Annotated in this window: 19 protein-coding genes; 6 read left to right on the top strand and 13 right to left on the bottom strand. The window is 63.5% G+C overall.

Translation table 11 applies throughout. The features are described 5' to 3' along the window. Window positions 1-35: 35 nt before the first annotated feature. From QSV46_RS17690 to QSV46_RS17655, 8 genes are all read right to left on the bottom strand, one after another. Window positions 36-440 carry a GFA family protein gene (locus QSV46_RS17690; RefSeq protein WP_314953562.1) on the bottom strand — a complete coding sequence of 135 codons (405 nt, stop codon included), beginning with the start codon at window positions 438-440 and terminating at the stop codon, window positions 36-38. A 203-nt stretch (window positions 441-643) separates the two neighbouring features. Further along, a complete protein-coding gene (locus tag QSV46_RS17685; protein WP_314953559.1) occupies window positions 644-2,092 on the bottom strand; it encodes an ammonium transporter in 1,449 nt (482 codons plus the stop codon). A gap of 37 nt (window positions 2,093-2,129) precedes the next feature. Next, window positions 2,130-2,468 (bottom strand): P-II family nitrogen regulator, encoded by a 339-nt coding sequence (locus QSV46_RS17680; RefSeq protein ID WP_213735856.1) that lies wholly within the window; start codon window positions 2,466-2,468, stop codon window positions 2,130-2,132. Between the two features lie 432 nt (window positions 2,469-2,900). Next, on the bottom strand, window positions 2,901-3,503 hold the full coding sequence (locus QSV46_RS17675) for an ATP-dependent Clp protease proteolytic subunit (RefSeq protein ID WP_314953553.1): 603 nt from the start codon (window positions 3,501-3,503) through the stop codon (window positions 2,901-2,903). Window positions 3,504-3,544: 41 nt separating this feature from the next. After that, window positions 3,545-3,892: a hypothetical protein gene (locus QSV46_RS17670; protein WP_314953550.1), complete on the bottom strand. Its 348-nt coding sequence runs from the start codon at window positions 3,890-3,892 to the stop codon at window positions 3,545-3,547. Further along, entirely contained in the window at window positions 3,889-4,203 is a 315-nt protein-coding gene (locus tag QSV46_RS17665; RefSeq protein WP_157331599.1) for an ArsR/SmtB family transcription factor, read from the bottom strand. The genes QSV46_RS17670 and QSV46_RS17665 overlap by 4 nt, the downstream gene beginning before the upstream one ends. Window positions 4,204-4,242: 39 nt before the next feature. Next, a complete protein-coding gene (locus tag QSV46_RS17660) occupies window positions 4,243-5,544 on the bottom strand; it encodes an ammonium transporter (RefSeq protein WP_314953546.1) in 1,302 nt (433 codons plus the stop codon). A 76-nt stretch (window positions 5,545-5,620) separates the two neighbouring features. Continuing rightward, window positions 5,621-5,959: a P-II family nitrogen regulator gene (locus QSV46_RS17655; RefSeq protein WP_008142802.1), complete on the bottom strand. Its 339-nt coding sequence runs from the start codon at window positions 5,957-5,959 to the stop codon at window positions 5,621-5,623. A 239-nt stretch (window positions 5,960-6,198) separates the two neighbouring features. Between QSV46_RS17655 and QSV46_RS17650 the strand changes: the two genes are divergently transcribed. Further along, window positions 6,199-7,104 carry a DUF4339 domain-containing protein gene (locus QSV46_RS17650; protein ID WP_314953441.1) on the top strand — a complete coding sequence of 302 codons (906 nt, stop codon included), beginning with the start codon at window positions 6,199-6,201 and terminating at the stop codon, window positions 7,102-7,104. 43 nt (window positions 7,105-7,147) lie between these two features. Here QSV46_RS17650 and tesB read toward each other — a convergent pair whose 3' ends face one another. Next, entirely contained in the window at window positions 7,148-8,011 is an 864-nt protein-coding gene (gene tesB / locus QSV46_RS17645; RefSeq protein WP_314953438.1) for an acyl-CoA thioesterase II, read from the bottom strand. A gap of 214 nt (window positions 8,012-8,225) precedes the next feature. On the opposite strand from tesB, the gene QSV46_RS17640 reads away from it, so the two are divergent. Continuing rightward, window positions 8,226-9,446 carry a ubiquinone biosynthesis hydroxylase gene (locus tag QSV46_RS17640; protein ID WP_314953435.1) on the top strand — a complete coding sequence of 407 codons (1,221 nt, stop codon included), beginning with the start codon at window positions 8,226-8,228 and terminating at the stop codon, window positions 9,444-9,446. Between the two features lie 120 nt (window positions 9,447-9,566). On the opposite strand, the gene QSV46_RS17635 is transcribed toward QSV46_RS17640, so the two are convergent. Then, complete coding sequence (locus QSV46_RS17635) at window positions 9,567-9,764, bottom strand: Trm112 family protein (protein WP_074117933.1); 198 nt, start codon at window positions 9,762-9,764, stop codon at window positions 9,567-9,569. A gap of 61 nt (window positions 9,765-9,825) precedes the next feature. Beyond that, window positions 9,826-10,356, bottom strand: a complete 531-nt coding sequence (locus tag QSV46_RS17630) for a TetR/AcrR family transcriptional regulator (RefSeq protein ID WP_314953423.1) — start codon at window positions 10,354-10,356, stop codon at window positions 9,826-9,828. A gap of 90 nt (window positions 10,357-10,446) precedes the next feature. Between QSV46_RS17630 and QSV46_RS17625 the strand changes: the two genes are divergently transcribed. From QSV46_RS17625 to QSV46_RS17610, 4 genes are all read left to right on the top strand, one after another. Further along, window positions 10,447-10,797, top strand: a complete 351-nt coding sequence (locus tag QSV46_RS17625) for a hypothetical protein (RefSeq protein ID WP_314953420.1) — start codon at window positions 10,447-10,449, stop codon at window positions 10,795-10,797. A 198-nt stretch (window positions 10,798-10,995) separates the two neighbouring features. Continuing rightward, window positions 10,996-11,274, top strand: a complete 279-nt coding sequence (locus QSV46_RS17620; protein WP_314953418.1) for a PepSY domain-containing protein — start codon at window positions 10,996-10,998, stop codon at window positions 11,272-11,274. A gap of 37 nt (window positions 11,275-11,311) precedes the next feature. Further along, the gene (locus QSV46_RS17615) at window positions 11,312-11,905 is read left to right on the top strand and encodes a cytochrome b/b6 domain-containing protein (protein ID WP_314953415.1); all 594 of its coding nucleotides are present in this window, start codon (window positions 11,312-11,314) and stop codon (window positions 11,903-11,905) included. A gap of 217 nt (window positions 11,906-12,122) precedes the next feature. Further along, a complete protein-coding gene (locus tag QSV46_RS17610) occupies window positions 12,123-14,624 on the top strand; it encodes an EAL domain-containing protein (RefSeq protein WP_314953413.1) in 2,502 nt (833 codons plus the stop codon). Window positions 14,625-14,636: 12 nt separating this feature from the next. Here the strand turns inward: QSV46_RS17610 and QSV46_RS17605 are convergent, their stop codons facing one another. Next, complete coding sequence (locus QSV46_RS17605) at window positions 14,637-15,314, bottom strand: LON peptidase substrate-binding domain-containing protein (protein WP_314953410.1); 678 nt, start codon at window positions 15,312-15,314, stop codon at window positions 14,637-14,639. A gap of 33 nt (window positions 15,315-15,347) precedes the next feature. Then, window positions 15,348-16,271 (bottom strand): thioredoxin, encoded by a 924-nt coding sequence (gene trxA / locus QSV46_RS17600; RefSeq protein ID WP_314953407.1) that lies wholly within the window; start codon window positions 16,269-16,271, stop codon window positions 15,348-15,350. Between the last annotated feature and the right edge of the window lie 106 nt (window positions 16,272-16,377).

Here is a 16,377-nt window from a genome sequence, read left to right as displayed (position 1 = left end):
AGCCTGGGCATGACGCGCTTCGTGACTAGGCGTGCCTAGCGTCCCGGCAGCTTGTCGAACGTCGCGATGCCCGCGGGGATCGCGTGAAATTCCTGCTTGTCGCAGGTGTAGATCGCCATTTGCGGATGGAACTGTTTTGGCTCGTCCAGCGTGCCGACCTTCAGGACCGCAGCGGGCAGGCCCGGAACTTTCGTGACTAGATGGGTGCCGCACTCGGCGCAGAATTCGCGCGTGACGGCGCGTTCGAGGTCCTTGCGCTTGAACTGCTTGGGTTGCCCGGTGATGTAGCTGAAGCCGGCCGCGGGCATCGCGATGAACGTGTTGGGCGCGCCGCCCGAGATGTACTGGCACTCGCGGCAATGACACTGGGCCTGCATCATCGGGTCGCCCTCGGCGACATAGCGCACTTGACCGCAATAGCATCCGCCTTCCAAACGCATGACGACCTCCCGATTGTTGTTCTTGTGGTCGATATTTCTGCGCGGACGGTGCGGAATGGCAATCCTTTTCTTTGGTAACGGCGGTCAAAAGAAAGGGGCTCCAACTTGCGCTGGAGCCCCTCAACGGTCAGGGCATTGCCGGGTATGTGCCCGAACCGTAGTTGTGGACGCGGTCCCCGAGGAGATCGCGCCCGGGAGGAGACCTACATGTTGTAGGCGCGCTCGGTGTGCTCGGTGATGTCGAGACCTTCACGCTCGGTTTCGACATTGGCGCGGAGGCCAACGATCACATCGACGACCTTGTAGAGGATCGCCGAACCGACGCCCGACCACACCAGCGTGGTACCGACAGCCTTGAGCTGGGCGAGCACCTGCACCGCGAAGTCGTAATCGGCGACCTTCGGCGGGATCGCGGTGTAGTCGACGATGCCAGCGCCGCCGAGAGCGGGGTTGACGAGAATGCCGGTGCCGATGGCGCCGACAATGCCGCCGACGCAGTGCACGCCGAACACGTCGAGGCTGTCATCGTAGCCGAGCGCGTTCTTCACGACGGTGCAGAAGAACAGGCAGACTACGCCGACGATCAGGCCGAGGACGATCGCGCCCATCACGCCGGCGAAGCCGGCGGCAGGCGTCACGGCCACGAGGCCCGCGACAGCGCCGGAGATGACGCCGAGCACCGACGGGTGACCCTTGATGATCCACTCCGCGAACATCCACGACAGCGCGGCGGCTGCGGTGGCGACGAAGGAGTTGGTCATGGCGAGGGCTGCACCGCCGTTGGCTTCGAGGTTGGAGCCGGCGTTGAAGCCGAACCAGCCGACCCAGAGCAGCGAGGCGCCGATCATCGACATGGTCAGCGAGTGCGGAGCCATCAGCTCCTTGCCGTAGCCGACGCGCTTGCCGATCAGGAGAGCGCCGACGAGACCTGCGATGCCGGCGTTGATGTGCACCACGGTGCCGCCCGCAAAGTCGATCGCGCCCATCTTGAAGATCCAGCCGGCGTCGGCGTTGATCTCGTCGAGCTTGGCTTGAGCCGCAGTCTTCGCTGCTCCGTCAGCCGCCGCAGCCAGAGCCTTGGCCGCATCCTGGATCATGTCCGGGCCGGGCCAGTACCAGACCATGTGCGCGATCGGGAAGTAGATCAGCGTGACCCAGAGCGGAACGAACAATGCGACCGCCGCGAACTTCATGCGTTCGGCAAAGGCGCCGACGATGAGGGCGGGCGTGATCGCCGCGAAGGTCATCTGGAAGCACATGTAGATGAGCTCCGAGATGTTGGCGTCGACCGAGAAGGTCGCGGCCTTCGAGTCGGTGGTGACGCCCATCATGAACGCCTTGGAGAAGCCGCCGATGAAGTCGGAACCGCCGGTGAAGGCAAGGCTGTAGCCGTACACGGCCCAGATCACGGTGACGACGCAGACGGTGTAGAACACCTGCATCAGAACCGAGAGCATGTTCTTGGAACGGACGAGGCCGCCGTAGAACAGCGCGAGGCCGGGGATCGTCATCAACAGCACGAGCACTGTCGATGTCAGCATCCAGGCGTTGTCTCCCTTGTTGACCGTTGGCTCGGCATAGGCCGCGGTCGCAGCGAACATGCCGACTGCGAGAGCCGCCAATCCCGCGCCATAGGGACGCTTAAACGTCATTTTATTCACTCCTGATTGGTAAATGTTGAGCGCGAAATCAAAGGGCCGCGGCATCGGCCTCGCCGGTGCGGATGCGAACCGCATGGTCGAGGTTGATGACGAAGATCTTGCCGTCGCCGATCTGCCCGGTTTTCGCGGCGGACGTGATGGCTTCGATGGTCTTGTCGACCTGGTCGGAGGCGACAGCGACCTCGATCTTGATCTTGGGCAGGAAGCTCACGGCATATTCCGCACCGCGATAGATTTCCGTATGGCCTTTCTGGCGGCCATATCCCTTGACTTCCGTCACCGTAAGACCGTGAACGCCGATGGCGGTCAGGGCGTCACGGACTTCTTCCAGCTTGAATGGCTTGATAATCGCCATAACAATTTTCATGGGTCCTATCCCCGCTTGGCCCGGTCCGGACGTGGCCGGGCGTTTCTCGACTGGTTCGCCACGAGGGAGAGTTCACTACGCGGGCACAGCCAGGACCCTTAGAATCAAATGCCGTGCCAGATCGGGCGGCTTGCCTAACGGACTATGAAAACGGGTGTTTTCGCGTTTGACGCGTATTGCGCCGCAGTGCGCCATTACGTCGCGCTCAAAACGTGGTCACATATGCTCAAAGCGCAGGCACACCAGACTGCCGACACAATGCTGCTCACGTGTCGGGCAGCAAAACGGTATCCAATTACGGAGCGGGCCACTTCGTGCGACGAAATATCGGGGTCCTTCGCGTCTCTGCCCACGAGATACGCGCCGCCGATCATTCAGCCTGAGCAGAACGAGGCTCGGCCGGTATCCGGCTGAAGGTCGCTGTTGCAGGCATCACGCGGCGTCGCGCTCTGCAAAAACCCTGTCGATCAGCCCCCATTCGACCCCCTGCTGCGCGGTCATGAAGTGGTCGCGATCCAGGGTCCGTTCCACCTCTGCTTCAGAGCGCCGGCAATGCTGCGCATAGAGCCGGATGATGCGCCGCTTGGTTTCCTGCATTTCGGTGGCATGGATCAGGATGTCGGAGGCCTGGCCTTGAAAGCCGCCGAGCGGCTGATGCACGTGAAGGCTTGCATTGGGCAGCGCGGCGCGGTGACCGGGCTCGCCGGCCATCAGCAGGAAGGATCCCATCGAGCGCGCGGTGCCCATGCACAGCGTGTGGACCGGCGCCTTGATGAATTGCATCGTGTCGTACATCGCAAGGCCGCTGGTGACCACGCCGCCATAGGAATTGATGTAGAGATTGATCGGCTTTTGCGGATTCTCAGCCTCCAGGAACAGGAGCTGCGCGCAGACCAGTCCGGACATCGCATCATTGACCTCGCCATTGAGGAAGATGATGCGCTCGCGCAGCAGCCGCGAGTAGATGTCGAAGGACCGTTCGCCGCGCGCGGATTGTTCGACGACCATAGGGACGAGCTGAAGCATGTCGCGCATCGGCGACCTCCATGTCTGCCTGTGATGAAGTCTGTTTGCTGTTAAGCCGCTAGCATCAGGCAGCGATTGGTATTGGCAGCTTGCGGTAGCGCTACGTCGCAGGCCCGCTGGATGATGCGAACGCGGGTGCCGCCGTCCTCGTTCGGTTCGATCCGGAAGATAACGTGGCTTTCGCGATACGGCGGTTCGGAATCGCGAAGGCGGTAGCGCACCTCTTCGCCCGCAATCGACGATTCAGGTTCGGCGCCCGCAAGATCGCAATCCGGCAACCAACGTTCGCGCAGGGCCGGAATGGTCACGGCGCGCCAGACCTTTGCTGGCGGCGCATCGAGTTCATATTCGAGCACCAAGGCCGGGTCGGGATGATCAGGCTTCCCTGCGTCGCTCATTGATCCATATCCTTCAACAAACCGGCAAGCGCTTCCATGCGCTTCGGCCAGTAGGCGCGGTAGCGCGCAAGCCATGTCCCGATGGTGGCGATCCCGTCCGGGTCGACCTCGTAATTCACAAAACGGCCCTGCCGCTGCTCGCGCACCAGCCCTGCCGCGCGCAGCACCGCAAGATGCTGCGACATCGCCGGTTGGCTGATCTCGAGTCCGTCGCGCAAGGCGCTGGCATTCAAGCTTCCGCCAGCGAGCTTTTCAAAGACCTTTCGGCGCGTCGGGTCGGCCAGCGCCTTGAAGATGTCGGCCTCGATCATGGCAATACATAAGCACGTGCTTATGTGCTGCGCAAGCCCCTACTGCAACGCCTCGCCGTGCTGCGAAATATCAAGCCCTTCGAGTTCGTGCTCGCGGGATACGCGCAAGGGCACGAACAGCGCGACCAGCTTGAGCAGGATGAAGCTCACACCGGCCGACCAGACGAAGGTGACGGCAACCCCGTAGAGCTGGATCAGGAGTTGCTGCGGATGGCCCTCGATCAGCCCGGCGGTGCCGCCGATCGCGCTGGTGGCGAACACGCCGGCCAGCAGCGTACCGGTCAGGCCGCCGATGCCGTGGACGCCGAACACGTCGAGCGAATCGTCATAGTCGAAGCGATGCTTCAGCCAGGTGCAGGCCCAGTAGCAGACCGCCCCGGCGATGATGCCGATCACGATGCCATGCCACGGCGCGACGAAGCCGGAGGCCGGCGTGATGGTGCCGAGGCCGGCGACCGCGCCGGAGATCATGCCGAGCACCGAAGGCTTGCGCCGGGTCGACCATTCGATTGCGCCCCAGGTCAGCGCGCCGGAGCAGGCCGCAAGATGCGTTGCGATGATGGCCAGCACCGCGCGCGAATTGGCAGCGCCCGCCGAGCCGCCGTTAAAGCCGAACCAGCCGACCCACAACAGCCCGGTGCCCATCACCGCAAGCGACAGGTCGAACGGCGAGAGATTCTCGGTGCCGTAGCCATGCCGGCGTCCCATCACCTTGGCTGCGACGAGGCCGGCGGTGCCGGCCGACAGATGCACGACGAGGCCACCGGCAAAATCCAGCACGCCCATGCCGGCGAGGAAGCCGCCGCCCCACACCCAATGCGCCAGCGGAATGTAGACGAACATGAACCAGGCGACCGAGAACACGAGATAGGCGGAGAACCGCATCCGGTCGGCGACCGAGCCCGCGACCAGCGCCACCGTGATGATCGCGAACGTCATCTGGTACAGCATGAACAGCGCTTCCGGGATCGTCTTCGCCGCCGGGTTGACGCTGTCCATGGTCATGCCGGCGAGGAACCAGCGATCGAGCGTGCCGATCCACGGACCATCGCCGACGAAGCACAGCGAATAGCCGAACGCGACCCAGAGAATCGAGATCATCGTCACCGCGGCAAGGCTCTGCGCCATGGTGGCGAGCACGTTCTTCTTGCGCACCATGCCGGAATAGAACAGCGCAAGGCCCGGGATCGTCATCATCAGCACCAGCGCGGTGGCGACGATCATCCAGGCGGTGTCGGCGGTGCTGATCTCGGAGCTGGCGGCATGCGCCGGCGAAGCCATGATCAACGCAAATCCGAGCGGCGCAGCCATACAGGCCGCGCGGCGCAACAATCCCGCCATGTCGTTTCCCCCAGCAGTGATGACGTCGCACGCTGTGGCGTCGTTGCCCGGTGCGATCGAACAAATCGAAGAAGTCTTAGAGCGCGTCGCTGTCGGTTTCGCCGGTGCGGATACGCAGCGCGTGGTCGATCGGCGTGACGAAGATCTTGCCGTCGCCGATCTGCCCGGTGCGCGCGGTTGCGGTGATCACAGCGACCGCCTTGTCGGCGACGTCGGAGGCGACCGCGATCTCGATCCTCAGCTTCGGCAGGAAGTTCACGACATATTCGGCGCCGCGATAGATCTCGGTGTGGCCCTTCTGGCGGCCATAGCCCTTCACCTCGGTCACGGTCATGCCGTGGACGCCGATCGCCGTCAGCGCCTGGCGGACTTCATCGAGCTTGAAGGGTTTGATGATCGCGACGACGAGTTTCATGGTCAGGCCTATTCCCCGGCTGCGCCGCACCGGTATGTCCCCGGCGCAGCGTCAATCTGGCATCTTTCCGGGCAAATGGCATAAAAATGTTGCAGGTTGAAGCGGAAAAACGTTTGGCCGTGTGAACGGCCGCCTCTGTACAGGGCAGCCGTTCATCCTCCACAATGCATTTTTGGCATGGATGCGCTGAACCGAAGCGTCCCGGCCGGGACAAAAGTATGTTTGAGGGGGGACGGTCCATGGCGAGTTGGTTCTACGCATCCGAGGGCAAGCAGCAGGGGCCCTATCCGGAAGGGCAATTTCGCGACCTGGTCGCGCAAGGAATTGTGCGCCCGGATACGCTGGTGTGGACCGAGGGCATGGCCGGCTGGCAGAAGGCCGCCGAAATCCCTGGCCTGATCGGCGGCGGCGCACCCCCGATGATGCCGGGCGGCGGGCCGCCGATGATGAGTGGCGGTGGTTATGCCGGCGGCTACGCCGGTGGTGCCGGAGGCAGCGGAGGATCGCTGGCCGTCGATTTCGGCATCCTCGAGTTCACCTGGCGCACGCTCGTGCTGGTGATCGGCTCGTGCTTCGTCATTCCGGTGCCGTGGCTGTTCGTCTGGTACACGAAATGGATCGTGCCCTGCGTGAAGGTGCCCGGCCGGCCCAATCTCAGCTTCACCGGCAATGCGATGACGCTGGTGCCCTGGTTCTTCGGCTTCATCGTACTGGCGATCGTCCTCGGCTTCATCGGCAGCCAGTTGCTGAGCAATTTGCTGTTCATCGTCCAGATCGTGCTCTACTGGCTGCTGATCAAATGGATGGTCGCGAACCTTGCCTCCAACGGGCAGCCGCTGGGTCTCAACTTCTCCGGCTCGGTCTGGGCCTATATCGGCTGGAACCTGCTGTTTGCGATCTCGATCATCACGATCATCGGCTGGGCCTGGGTCGCCGCGGCCCAGATGCGCTGGTTCTGCCGCAGCATCGAAGGCACGCGGCGTGAAATCGTGTTCAACGGCAGCGGTCTCGGCATTCTCTGGCGCGGCATCGTCGCCGGTCTCCTGTTCAGCCTGATTATCCCGATTCCCTGGGTGTATCGCTGGATCATGAACTGGTTCGCCTCGCAGACCGAACTCGCTCCGCGCGGCTCCGTCGGAGCGTGATCGATCCAGAGACCTCGAGCGCGATGAACTCGCGCTTGAGGATCTAGGACTTGCGCTCGCGTACGGAGCCTTCCTGCGCGACGGAGGCCACCAGCGTGCCGTCGGGCTTGAAGATGGAGCCGCGGGTCAGGCCGCGGCCGCTTTGTGCGCTCGGCGAATCCTGCGCGTAGAGCAGCCATTCGTCGGCGCGGAACGGGCGGTGAAACCACATCGCGTGGTCGAGGCTCGCCGGCATCATGCGCTTGTCGAACAGCGTGCGGCCGTAGCGCGCCATGATGGCGTCGAGCAGCGAGAAGTCCGATGCGTAGGCGAGCGCGCACATATGCAGCGCGGGATCATCAGGCAGTTTCGCTGCGGTCCTGATCCAGACGTGAATGCGGCCATCCTCGATCTTCTGGCCGAAATAGCGGCCGAGCTCGACCGGGCGCAGCTCGATGGGGCGGTCGGATTCATAGTAGCGGCGGATGAATTCCGGCATCTCGCGGAACATCGGCTGCTTCGCCACCTCTTCCGCCGTGAGTTTTTCCGGCGGCGGCACATCGGGCATCTTGTCCTGATGGTCGAACGCGGTCTCCTCGTCGGCGTGGAACGACACCATGATCGAGAAGATCGCGTTGCCGTGCTGGATCGCGGTGACGCGCCGGGTCGAATAGCTCTTGCCGTCGCGCAGGCGCTCGACCTGGTAGATGATCGGGATCTGCGGATCGCCCGGCAGGATGAAATAGCAATGCAGCGAATGCGGCAGCCGGCCCTCGACGGTACGACAGGCCGCAACCATGGCCTGCCCGATCACCTGGCCGCCGAACACCCGCTGCCAGCTCGTCTTCGGGCTGTTGCCGCGGAATAGATTCACCTCGAGCTGTTCGAGGTCGAGGATCGAGATCAGGTCGATCAGGCTTTTGGACATGCTGGTGCTTTCAAAATGCCTTGTCATTCCGAGGCGCACGGAGTGCGAACCCGGAATCTCGAGCTGACGACCTCTGGATTCCGGGTTCGCGCTCGCGCGCGCCCCGGAATGACGGAATGAGGCCGTTCCGCCCTTGTTTCACCACCCTGTTTCGCCCACCTCAAGTCTGCTAGCAAGACCAAGAAAAGGCGAAGTATTAGCCGGGAATTTGGATATGTCGGGACAGGGTAGCATTGTCATTGGCGGCGGCGCGTTTGCGGGCCTGGCGCTGGCCCTGGCGCTGCGCCAGGGTCTCGGGCCCGAGATCCCCGTCGTCGTCGCCGATCCCGCGCTCGGCACACGGCCGAGCCGCGACCCGCGCGCGACCGCGATCGTGGCGGCCTGCCGCCGCCTGTTCGAGGCGATCGGCGCCTGGGACGACGTCAGGGCCGAGTCGCAGCCGATCCTCGATATGGTCGTGACCGACTCGAAGCTGGAGGACGCCACCCGTCCGGTGTTCCTGAACTTTGCCGGCGACGTCGCGCCTGGCGAGCCCTTTGCCCACATGGTCGAGAACCGCCGCCTGATCGATGCGCTGGTGGTGCTTGCCGAGGCCGAGGGCATCGATCTACGCGCCACCACGGTCGCCTCCTACGACGCGCGTTCCGACGGCATCGGCGTGACGCTCGGCGACGGCAGCGTGGTCGCCGCGAGTCTTCTGGTCGCTGCCGATGGCGCGAAGTCGAAGCTGCGCGAGCGCGCCGGCATAGCCACCCATGGCTGGGAATACGACCAGTCCGGCATCGTCGTCACCGTCGGCCATGAGCGCGATCACCAAGGCCGCGCCGAAGAGCACTTTTTGCCCGCAGGTCCCTTCGCCATCCTGCCGCTCTCGGGCAAGCGCTCCTCGCTGGTCTGGACCGAGCGCCGCAGCGAGGCCGCGCGCATCGTTGCGCTGAGCGAGGACGAATTTCACGGCGAGCTCGAGCGGCGCTTCGGCCTGCATCTCGGCGAGGTGAAGGCGCTCGACAAGCCGCGCGCGTTCCCGCTGTCCTATTTCGTCGCGCGCTCCTTCATCGCCGAGCGTCTCGCGCTGGTCGGCGATTCCGCGCATGTCATTCACCCCATTGCGGGCCAGGGCCTCAACATGGGCCTGAAGGATGTCGCAGCATTGGCCGAGGTCGTCGTGGATGCCGCGCGGCTCGGCATGGATCTCGGCGGCGCCGACGTGCTCGAGCGCTACCAGCGCTGGCGCCGCTTCGACACCATGGCGATGGGTGTTGCCACCAACTCGCTGAACTTCCTGTTCTCAAACCAGTCGACGTTGCTCCGCACCGTCCGCGACATCGGCCTCGGCCTCGTCGACCGCGCCCCGCCGCTGAAGAACCTCTTCATCCGCCAGGCTGCGGGGCTGACCGGCGAGATACCGCGCTTGTTGAAGGGCGAGGCGTTGTAGCGGGAGATTGCGCGCTGGTGCTTCGTAGCCCGGATGGAGCGGAAGCGTAATCCGGGGCCGCTGCCTCATCAGTTCCAGAAGTCCCGGATTGTGCTGCGCTCCATCCGGGCTACAAGATCCTCAATCGATCTTGCGCGCCTCTTCCGGCAGCATGATCGGGATGCCGTCGCGGATCGGATAAGCGAGCTTGGCGCTGCGCGAGATCAGTTCCTGCCGTGCGGAATCGAACTCCAGCGGGCCCTTGGTCAGCGGGCAGACCAAGATCTCCAGCAGCTTGGGATCAACGCTGTTTTCGGGGCGTTCGGTGGGCGCGTTCATGGTGGTCTCCGACAGTCCGATCGCTCTAGCACAGAAAATGATGCCCGCCCATCGTCGCCGTTCAGGCGGAAACCATCCGCAAGATCTCGTCGAGCAGGTCCCGGAGCCGGGCCGCCGGCACCGGCGTGCCCGACAGGGCAAAGCCGAGAAACGTCCAGTACAGGATCTGCGCACGCGTCTGCGCCGTCGCCGGCTCGAGCCCCCGCTGTGCCAGCAGCGTCTCGATATAGTCGATCCTGCGGCGGTCGATCGCGCGGACCGCGCCTTGCGCGGCCGCATCGAACGCCGCCCAGTTGCGCACCGCGCGCTCGAGGTCGAGCCGCGCGCCAAACGAGCGCCGCAGCAGCGCCTGCAGCGGTTCGTCATCGGCGGCCTCGACGTCAGCGATGATCTGCTCGGCGGCGATCTCGCGCCAGCGTTTCAGCACGGCCGCGTGGAAGGCGCCGAGATCGGCGAAATGCCAGTAGAAGCTGCCGCGCGAGACGCCCATCGCCCTTGCGAGGGGATCGGCCTTCAGGGCCGTGAAGCCGCTCTTGGCGAGCGCCTTCAGGCCTGCCCTGATCCAGTGGTCGGCGGAGAGCTGTTCGGTCATTGAGGCTTCCAAAATCAGACCATACAGTAGTGTATTGACAGGCGGCGGGCCAGTCCCTATCTCACCATACATAAATGTATGAAGGTGACGATGCGGGATATTCTGCTCCAGTGCGCCGGCGTCCTGACCATCGTCGTGGCTCTCATCCATGGCATTCTCGGCGAGACCAAGGTCTTTGTCCGCGCCCGCATCGAGCCGGAACGGCTGCGCACCCTGATCCGGCTGGTCTGGCAGGCCTCGACCGTTGCCTGGATCGGCGGCGGTGTGCTCCTGATCGCGGCGCCCTGGATGGAATCGGAGCCGGCGCGCCACTGGATCGTCGTCACCACGGCCGGTGTGTTCGGCTTCTCCGCGTGCGCCAACGCATGGGCCACGCGCGGCCGGCATTTCGGCTGGATGGCGCTCAGTGCGGTCGTCGCGATGGCGGTTGCGGGCTACTAGCAACGCCTCCAGCCGTGAGGCGTAAGGCCGCAGTGGCTATCCAAACACGTTCTGCACACCGAGCGGGCTGATGTTTTTCGCATCGTTAGAACGACTCTAAGGCCTGTTGGCCCCGAACCGGATTGACTTCGTCATCGCCTTTGCTTCCTTCGGTCTCACTTCGCGCCACGTGCGCACACGACAGAGGAGGAGACGTTCGTGAAGGTCATTCGTGTTGTTGCAATTGCACTGACGGTCGGCATTGGTATGAGCTCGGCGGCCATGGCCGACGGGTTCAAGGACTGCACCAAGCTCGACAAGGCGTCGTGGAAGCCGGCCGCCGAAGCCGAAGCCAAGGCCAAGGCGCTGGGTTACGAAGTGCGGCGCTCCAAGATCGAAGGCTCGTGCTATGAGGTCTACGGCGTCAAGGAAGGCAAGCTCTACGAGCTGTTCTACAGCCCGGAAGATCTCAGCCTGAAGAAGACGGTTGCCAAGTAAGGCTTGTTGCCAAGTAAGACTTGAGGATAGTCACGGCTTGATCAACGAAGCGGTGCCAGAAGCGCGCGGGGCGTCCGACAGGGCCCCCGCGGATCGAACGGCTTCGCGGACGGTCGCGGTCTGGGACCTCCCGCTACGCCTCTGGCACTGGGCTTTCGCGGCCAGCATTCTTGCCGCCTGGTTCACCCCCACCGTCTACGACAGCCTGCATCGCATCCTTGGCTATACGGTGCTCGCGCTCCTGGCGTTCCGCCTGGTCTGGGGCTTTTGGGGAAGCCGCTATTCGCGCTTCCGCATGGTCGGCGTCAGGCTGCGTGCCGCGCCAAGTTATCTCTGGAATCTGCGCCGCGGCATGACGGGGCGCTATATCGGACTCAATCCGGCCGGCACCTTGATGCTGGTGGCGCTGTTGCTGGCGATCGCCGTCTCGACGATCACGGGCGCGATGTCGGTGACCGTGACCTTCTTCGGCGTTTGGTGGGTCGAGGACACCCACCACTATTCATCGGACGCGGTCATCATCCTGGTCGTGCTGCACGTACTGGGCGTGCTGCTGATGGGGATTCTCCAGCGCGAGAACCTGATCCGCGCCATGATCACCGGACGCAAGCGCATCCGCAGGCACCTCTAAGCAGCAGCGGGCTACTCGAACTGACAGAGCCTCGGGCTCGCCGAACCGTCGTGCCACGGGAAATAAGCCCTGCCCGCACAGGCTACCTCTATACGGCGCCAACTTTCGAGATCGGGTTTACTTCCCGGTAAGTACGCAACCGAACATTGCACAAAATTAACGCAGCGAAAGGCCCATCCGGTCAATCGTCGAGAATATTGACGAGGGAGCGATTTCGATGTTCCGCGTTTTTACCTGTCTCACGGCAGAGCACGATTGGCGGCTTGTCTTGCTCGCCGGTCTGGTTTGCTTCGCTGCGAGTATTACGGCGATCAGCATCTTTCATCGCGCGATCGCATCGCGAGCATGGGCGCGGCTGATCTGGATCGCGATTGCCGGCGCCGCCATCGGATATGGAATCTGGGCAACGCATTTTGTTGCAATGCTCGCCTACGAGCCCGGCGTCCCAACTGGTTACGGCATCGCTCTTACGGCTCTGTCGCTCGTTGCGGCGATGATCCTGACCTCCAGCGGTTTTGGCGTTGCAGTCAGCAATTTCGGCCGGTGGCGTGCGGCTGCCGGCGGCGGCATCATTGGCGCCGGTATTGCGAGCATGCACTATCTGGGCATGTGGGCCCTCGAAGTGCCGGGTCGCGTGACCTGGTCGCCAGGGCTGGTGTTCATCTCGGTCGTCCTCGGCATGGTTCTGGGTTACGCTGCCCTCGCGGTCGCCCTGGGTCGCAAGGACAAGCGGGCGGCCTTGGTCGCGGCGCTCCTGCTGACTCTCGCAATCGTGTCGCATCATTTTACAGCCATGGGGGCCGTGCAGATCGTCCCAGACCCGACGCTGAACAGCGATGCCTCATTGCTTTCTCCTGCCTTCCTCGCCGTGGCAATTGCGGGGGTAGCTCTGTCGGTGCTCGGGATGAGCCTTGTCGGCGTGTTGGCGGATCGCCGGCTTGCGACCAGAACCAGCAGATTCGAGGAGATCATCAGCGAGCTTTCGCTGGCCAGGCAACAGGTCGAGGATTCGCAAAGGGAAATACGGGACCAGAAAATCAGGCTGGACACGGCCATTAACAACATGGTCGAGGCGCTTTGCATGTTCGATGCAGAGAAGCGACTTGTCGTCTGCAACGAGCGCTACGCCCTGCTCTATCGGCTGCCGGCGGAGCTGCTGCGCACCGGGACGCCGCACACCGATATCATCAGGCATCGTGTTGTGAACGGCATCCTCAAGGGCGACGCCAGCGAGGGCGCTGCCGATCGATTCATCTCGAAACTGGGCGCGTTGCCGTTTGACGCCGTCTCGAGCAGAATCGACGAGTTTGCGGATGGCCGCCTGATCTGCGTCACGCGGCAGCCAATGGCCGACGGCGGGTGGGTGGCCACGCATCTTGATGTTACGGAGCAACGCCGGTCCGAGGCCAAAATCATCCATATGGCGCAACACGATGCGCTGACCGACTTGCCAAATCGGGTGCTGCTCAGAGAGCGGATGGAGCATGCCATTGCAGTGACGCGCAATGGCGGTCTTGATCTTGCCGTGCTCATGCTTGACCTCGATCGCTTCAAGGAAGTCAACGACACGCTTGGACATCCGGCGGGCGATGCCCTGCTGCGCGCCGTCGCGGTGCGTTTGCGCGAATGCACCACGGAAACCGCGTTGATCGCTCGACTGGGCGGCGACGAGTTCGCGGTGATCGACTACGTGACCAGCCCGGCCGTGGAGGCCGCGACCCTCGCCGAGAACATCAGAAAGGCGCTTTGCGAACCCTTCGATCTCGGCGATCACCGGGTCACCGTAGGCACCAGCATCGGCATTGCCATCGCGCCGCGCGACGGCAATGATCCCGACGCGATCATGAAGTGCGCCGATCTCGCCCTCTACTCGGCCAAGAATGGTGGACGTGGCGCATTCCGCTTCTTCGAGCCGGAACTCGACGAGATCATGCATGCGCGACGTAATCTGGAGCGCGACTTGCGCGATGCGCTTGCCGGCGGTCAATTCGAGCTCTACTACCAGCCGTTCGTCGATGCCGCGACCGGCAAGACCAGGGGCTTCGAGGCCCTGCTGCGCTGGCATCACCCGCAGCGAGGTCTGGTCATGCCGGGCGAATTCATCCCGCTTGCGGAGGAGACCGGCTTGATCGTGCCTCTGGGGGAATGGGTCTTGAGGACCGCCTGTGCGGAAGCCGCAAAATGGCCTGTCGATCTCAGCATCGCGATCAACCTGTCTCCCGCTCAATTCAGGAGCAAGGAGCTTGTGCCGGTCATTGTCGGCGCGCTGGCGAGTTCGGGCGTTGCGCCGCACAGGCTCGAGCTCGAAGTTACGGAGACGGTGATCATGCACGACAGCGAGGCTGTATTCGCGGCCCTCGCTCAACTGCGCCAGCTCGGTGTGCGAATCGCCCTGGACGATTTCGGCACCGGCTATTCTTCACTGAGTTTTCTGCAAAGATTCCCGTTCGACAAGATCAAGATCGACCGCAGCTTCGTCAGCGAACTGACCAGCGCGAAGGCAGAGGCGCACCATCTCGCGCGAGCAGTGGTTCGTTTCGCAGTCAGCTTGAGCAAGACCACGACCGCCGAAGGCGTCGAAACGAAAGAGCAGCTGGACATCCTGCGTGAAGAGGGGTGCGCCGAAACGCAAGGCTATTATTTCAGCCGGCCGGTGCCTGCATCCGGCATCCCGAAAATGCTGCCGCGAGATGCTAAAGCAGCCGTCTGTGCTGCGTGAGCGTTCAGGCCCTCACTGCAGCGGCGGATCGCCTGAGGTGCGCTTCTTGGCGAGGTCCATCTCGGTCACCGCGATCAGGATCTCGGCGCGGGTTTTCAAGTCGGGTGCTTCCAGCATGGCCTGCTTTTCCGCCGGGCCATAGGGCGACATCATCGCCAGCGCGTTGACCAGCGCTTCGTTCGGCGCGCTCTCGACGCCTTCCCAGTCGACCTTGAGATTGTTCGCCTTCAAAAAGTCGGCCAGCACGGAAAGCAGCGCCTCGCGATCGACTTCGTCCTCACCCATGCGCGCGGTGAAGTCGTCGACGAAGGCGAAGAAGTCCACCTTGCACTGCCGGTAGGCGGTGAGCACGTCCAACTCCTCGACCACCTTGAAGCGCGAGACGCCGGTGAGCTCGAGGATGTAGCGGCCGTCGCCGGATTCGGCGAGCTGGGTGATGCGGCCGACGCAGCCGACGCGGAACAGTGCCGGCTTGTCGGAATTTTTCGGCGAATGCGCGATATCAGGCTGGATCATGCCGATCAGGCGATGGCCGTCGCGCAAGGAATCGTCGACCATCGAAAGATAGCGCGGCTCGAAGATGTTGAGCGGCATCTGGCCGCGCGGCAGCAGCAGCGCGCCCGGCAGCGGAAACACCGGAATGATCTCCGGAAGGTCGGCGGGGCCGCGATATTCGATGTTGATCGGCATCTGGTCCCCGCTAACCGCGTGAGTTCATAGCGCTTACGAAAACAGGATCGTCGACAAGCGCTTGCGTCCCTCGATGGTTGCATCGTCCGTGCTGCCCCAGGCCTCGAAGAACTGCACGAGCTGCTTGCGGGCGCCGTCGTCGTTCCATTTGCGGTCGCGCTTGATGATCGCGAGCAGCTGCTCGGTCGCGGCTGCGCGGTTGCCTTGCGCGTTGAGAGCGGTGGCGAGGTCGAATCGCGCCTGATGATCGAGCGGGTTTGCGGCGACTTTCTGTTCGAGCTCGGCGACGGGCCCGAGCTGCTCCGCCTGCTCGGCGAGATCGATCGCGGTCTGCACGGCCTTCACCGCGGGGTCGTTGCGCTTGGATTCCGGCACCATGGCCAGCGTCTGCTTGGCCTGCTCCATCGCGCCGGAGACGGCGTAACACTTCGCAAGGCCGGCGAGCGCCGCGATGTTGGTCGATTCATGCTGCAGCACTTCGGCATAGATTTGAGCGGCCGCGGCCGCATCGCCCTCGGCGAGCACGGCCTCGGCCTCCTGCAGGATCTCGGCGACATTCGGCTCGCCGGGTGCGGTGACGCCCTTGGTCAGCTTGTCGATGAAGGCGTTGAGCTGGCTCTCGGGCACAGCGCCCATGAAGCCGTCGGCCGGCTGGCCGTTGACGAAGGCGATCACGGCCGGGATCGACTGGATGCCCATCTGGCCCGGAATCGCCGGATGCTGGTCGATGTTCATCTTGACCAGCTTGACCTTGCCCTTGGCCGCCCTGACCGCCTTTTCCAGCAGGGGGGTGAGCTGCTTGCAGGGGCCGCACCACTCCGCCCAGAAGTCGATCAGCACCGGCTGGCGCTTCGATTCCTCGATGACGTCCTTCACGAAGGACTGTGTGGTCGTGTCCTTGATCAGATCGGCCGCAGCGGGACCCGCCGCTCCGTTACCCTGGTCGATGATCGTCACGGGATCCCCTCGTCTGATGTCTGGAATGGCGGGTCTTTAGCACGCCGCCAATTCATATGCTTGTGGTCGGCTCCTAAATTGGGCCGGGACGGCCGAATTTCAATCC

Origin of the sequence: Bradyrhizobium cosmicum (genome assembly GCF_032290525.1) — a bacterium.
Taxonomy (GTDB): Bacteria; Pseudomonadota; Alphaproteobacteria; order Rhizobiales; family Xanthobacteraceae; genus Bradyrhizobium; species Bradyrhizobium cosmicum_A.
Note: the sequence above shows the minus strand (reverse complement) of the source record. Positions and strands in the feature narration are given on the sequence as shown.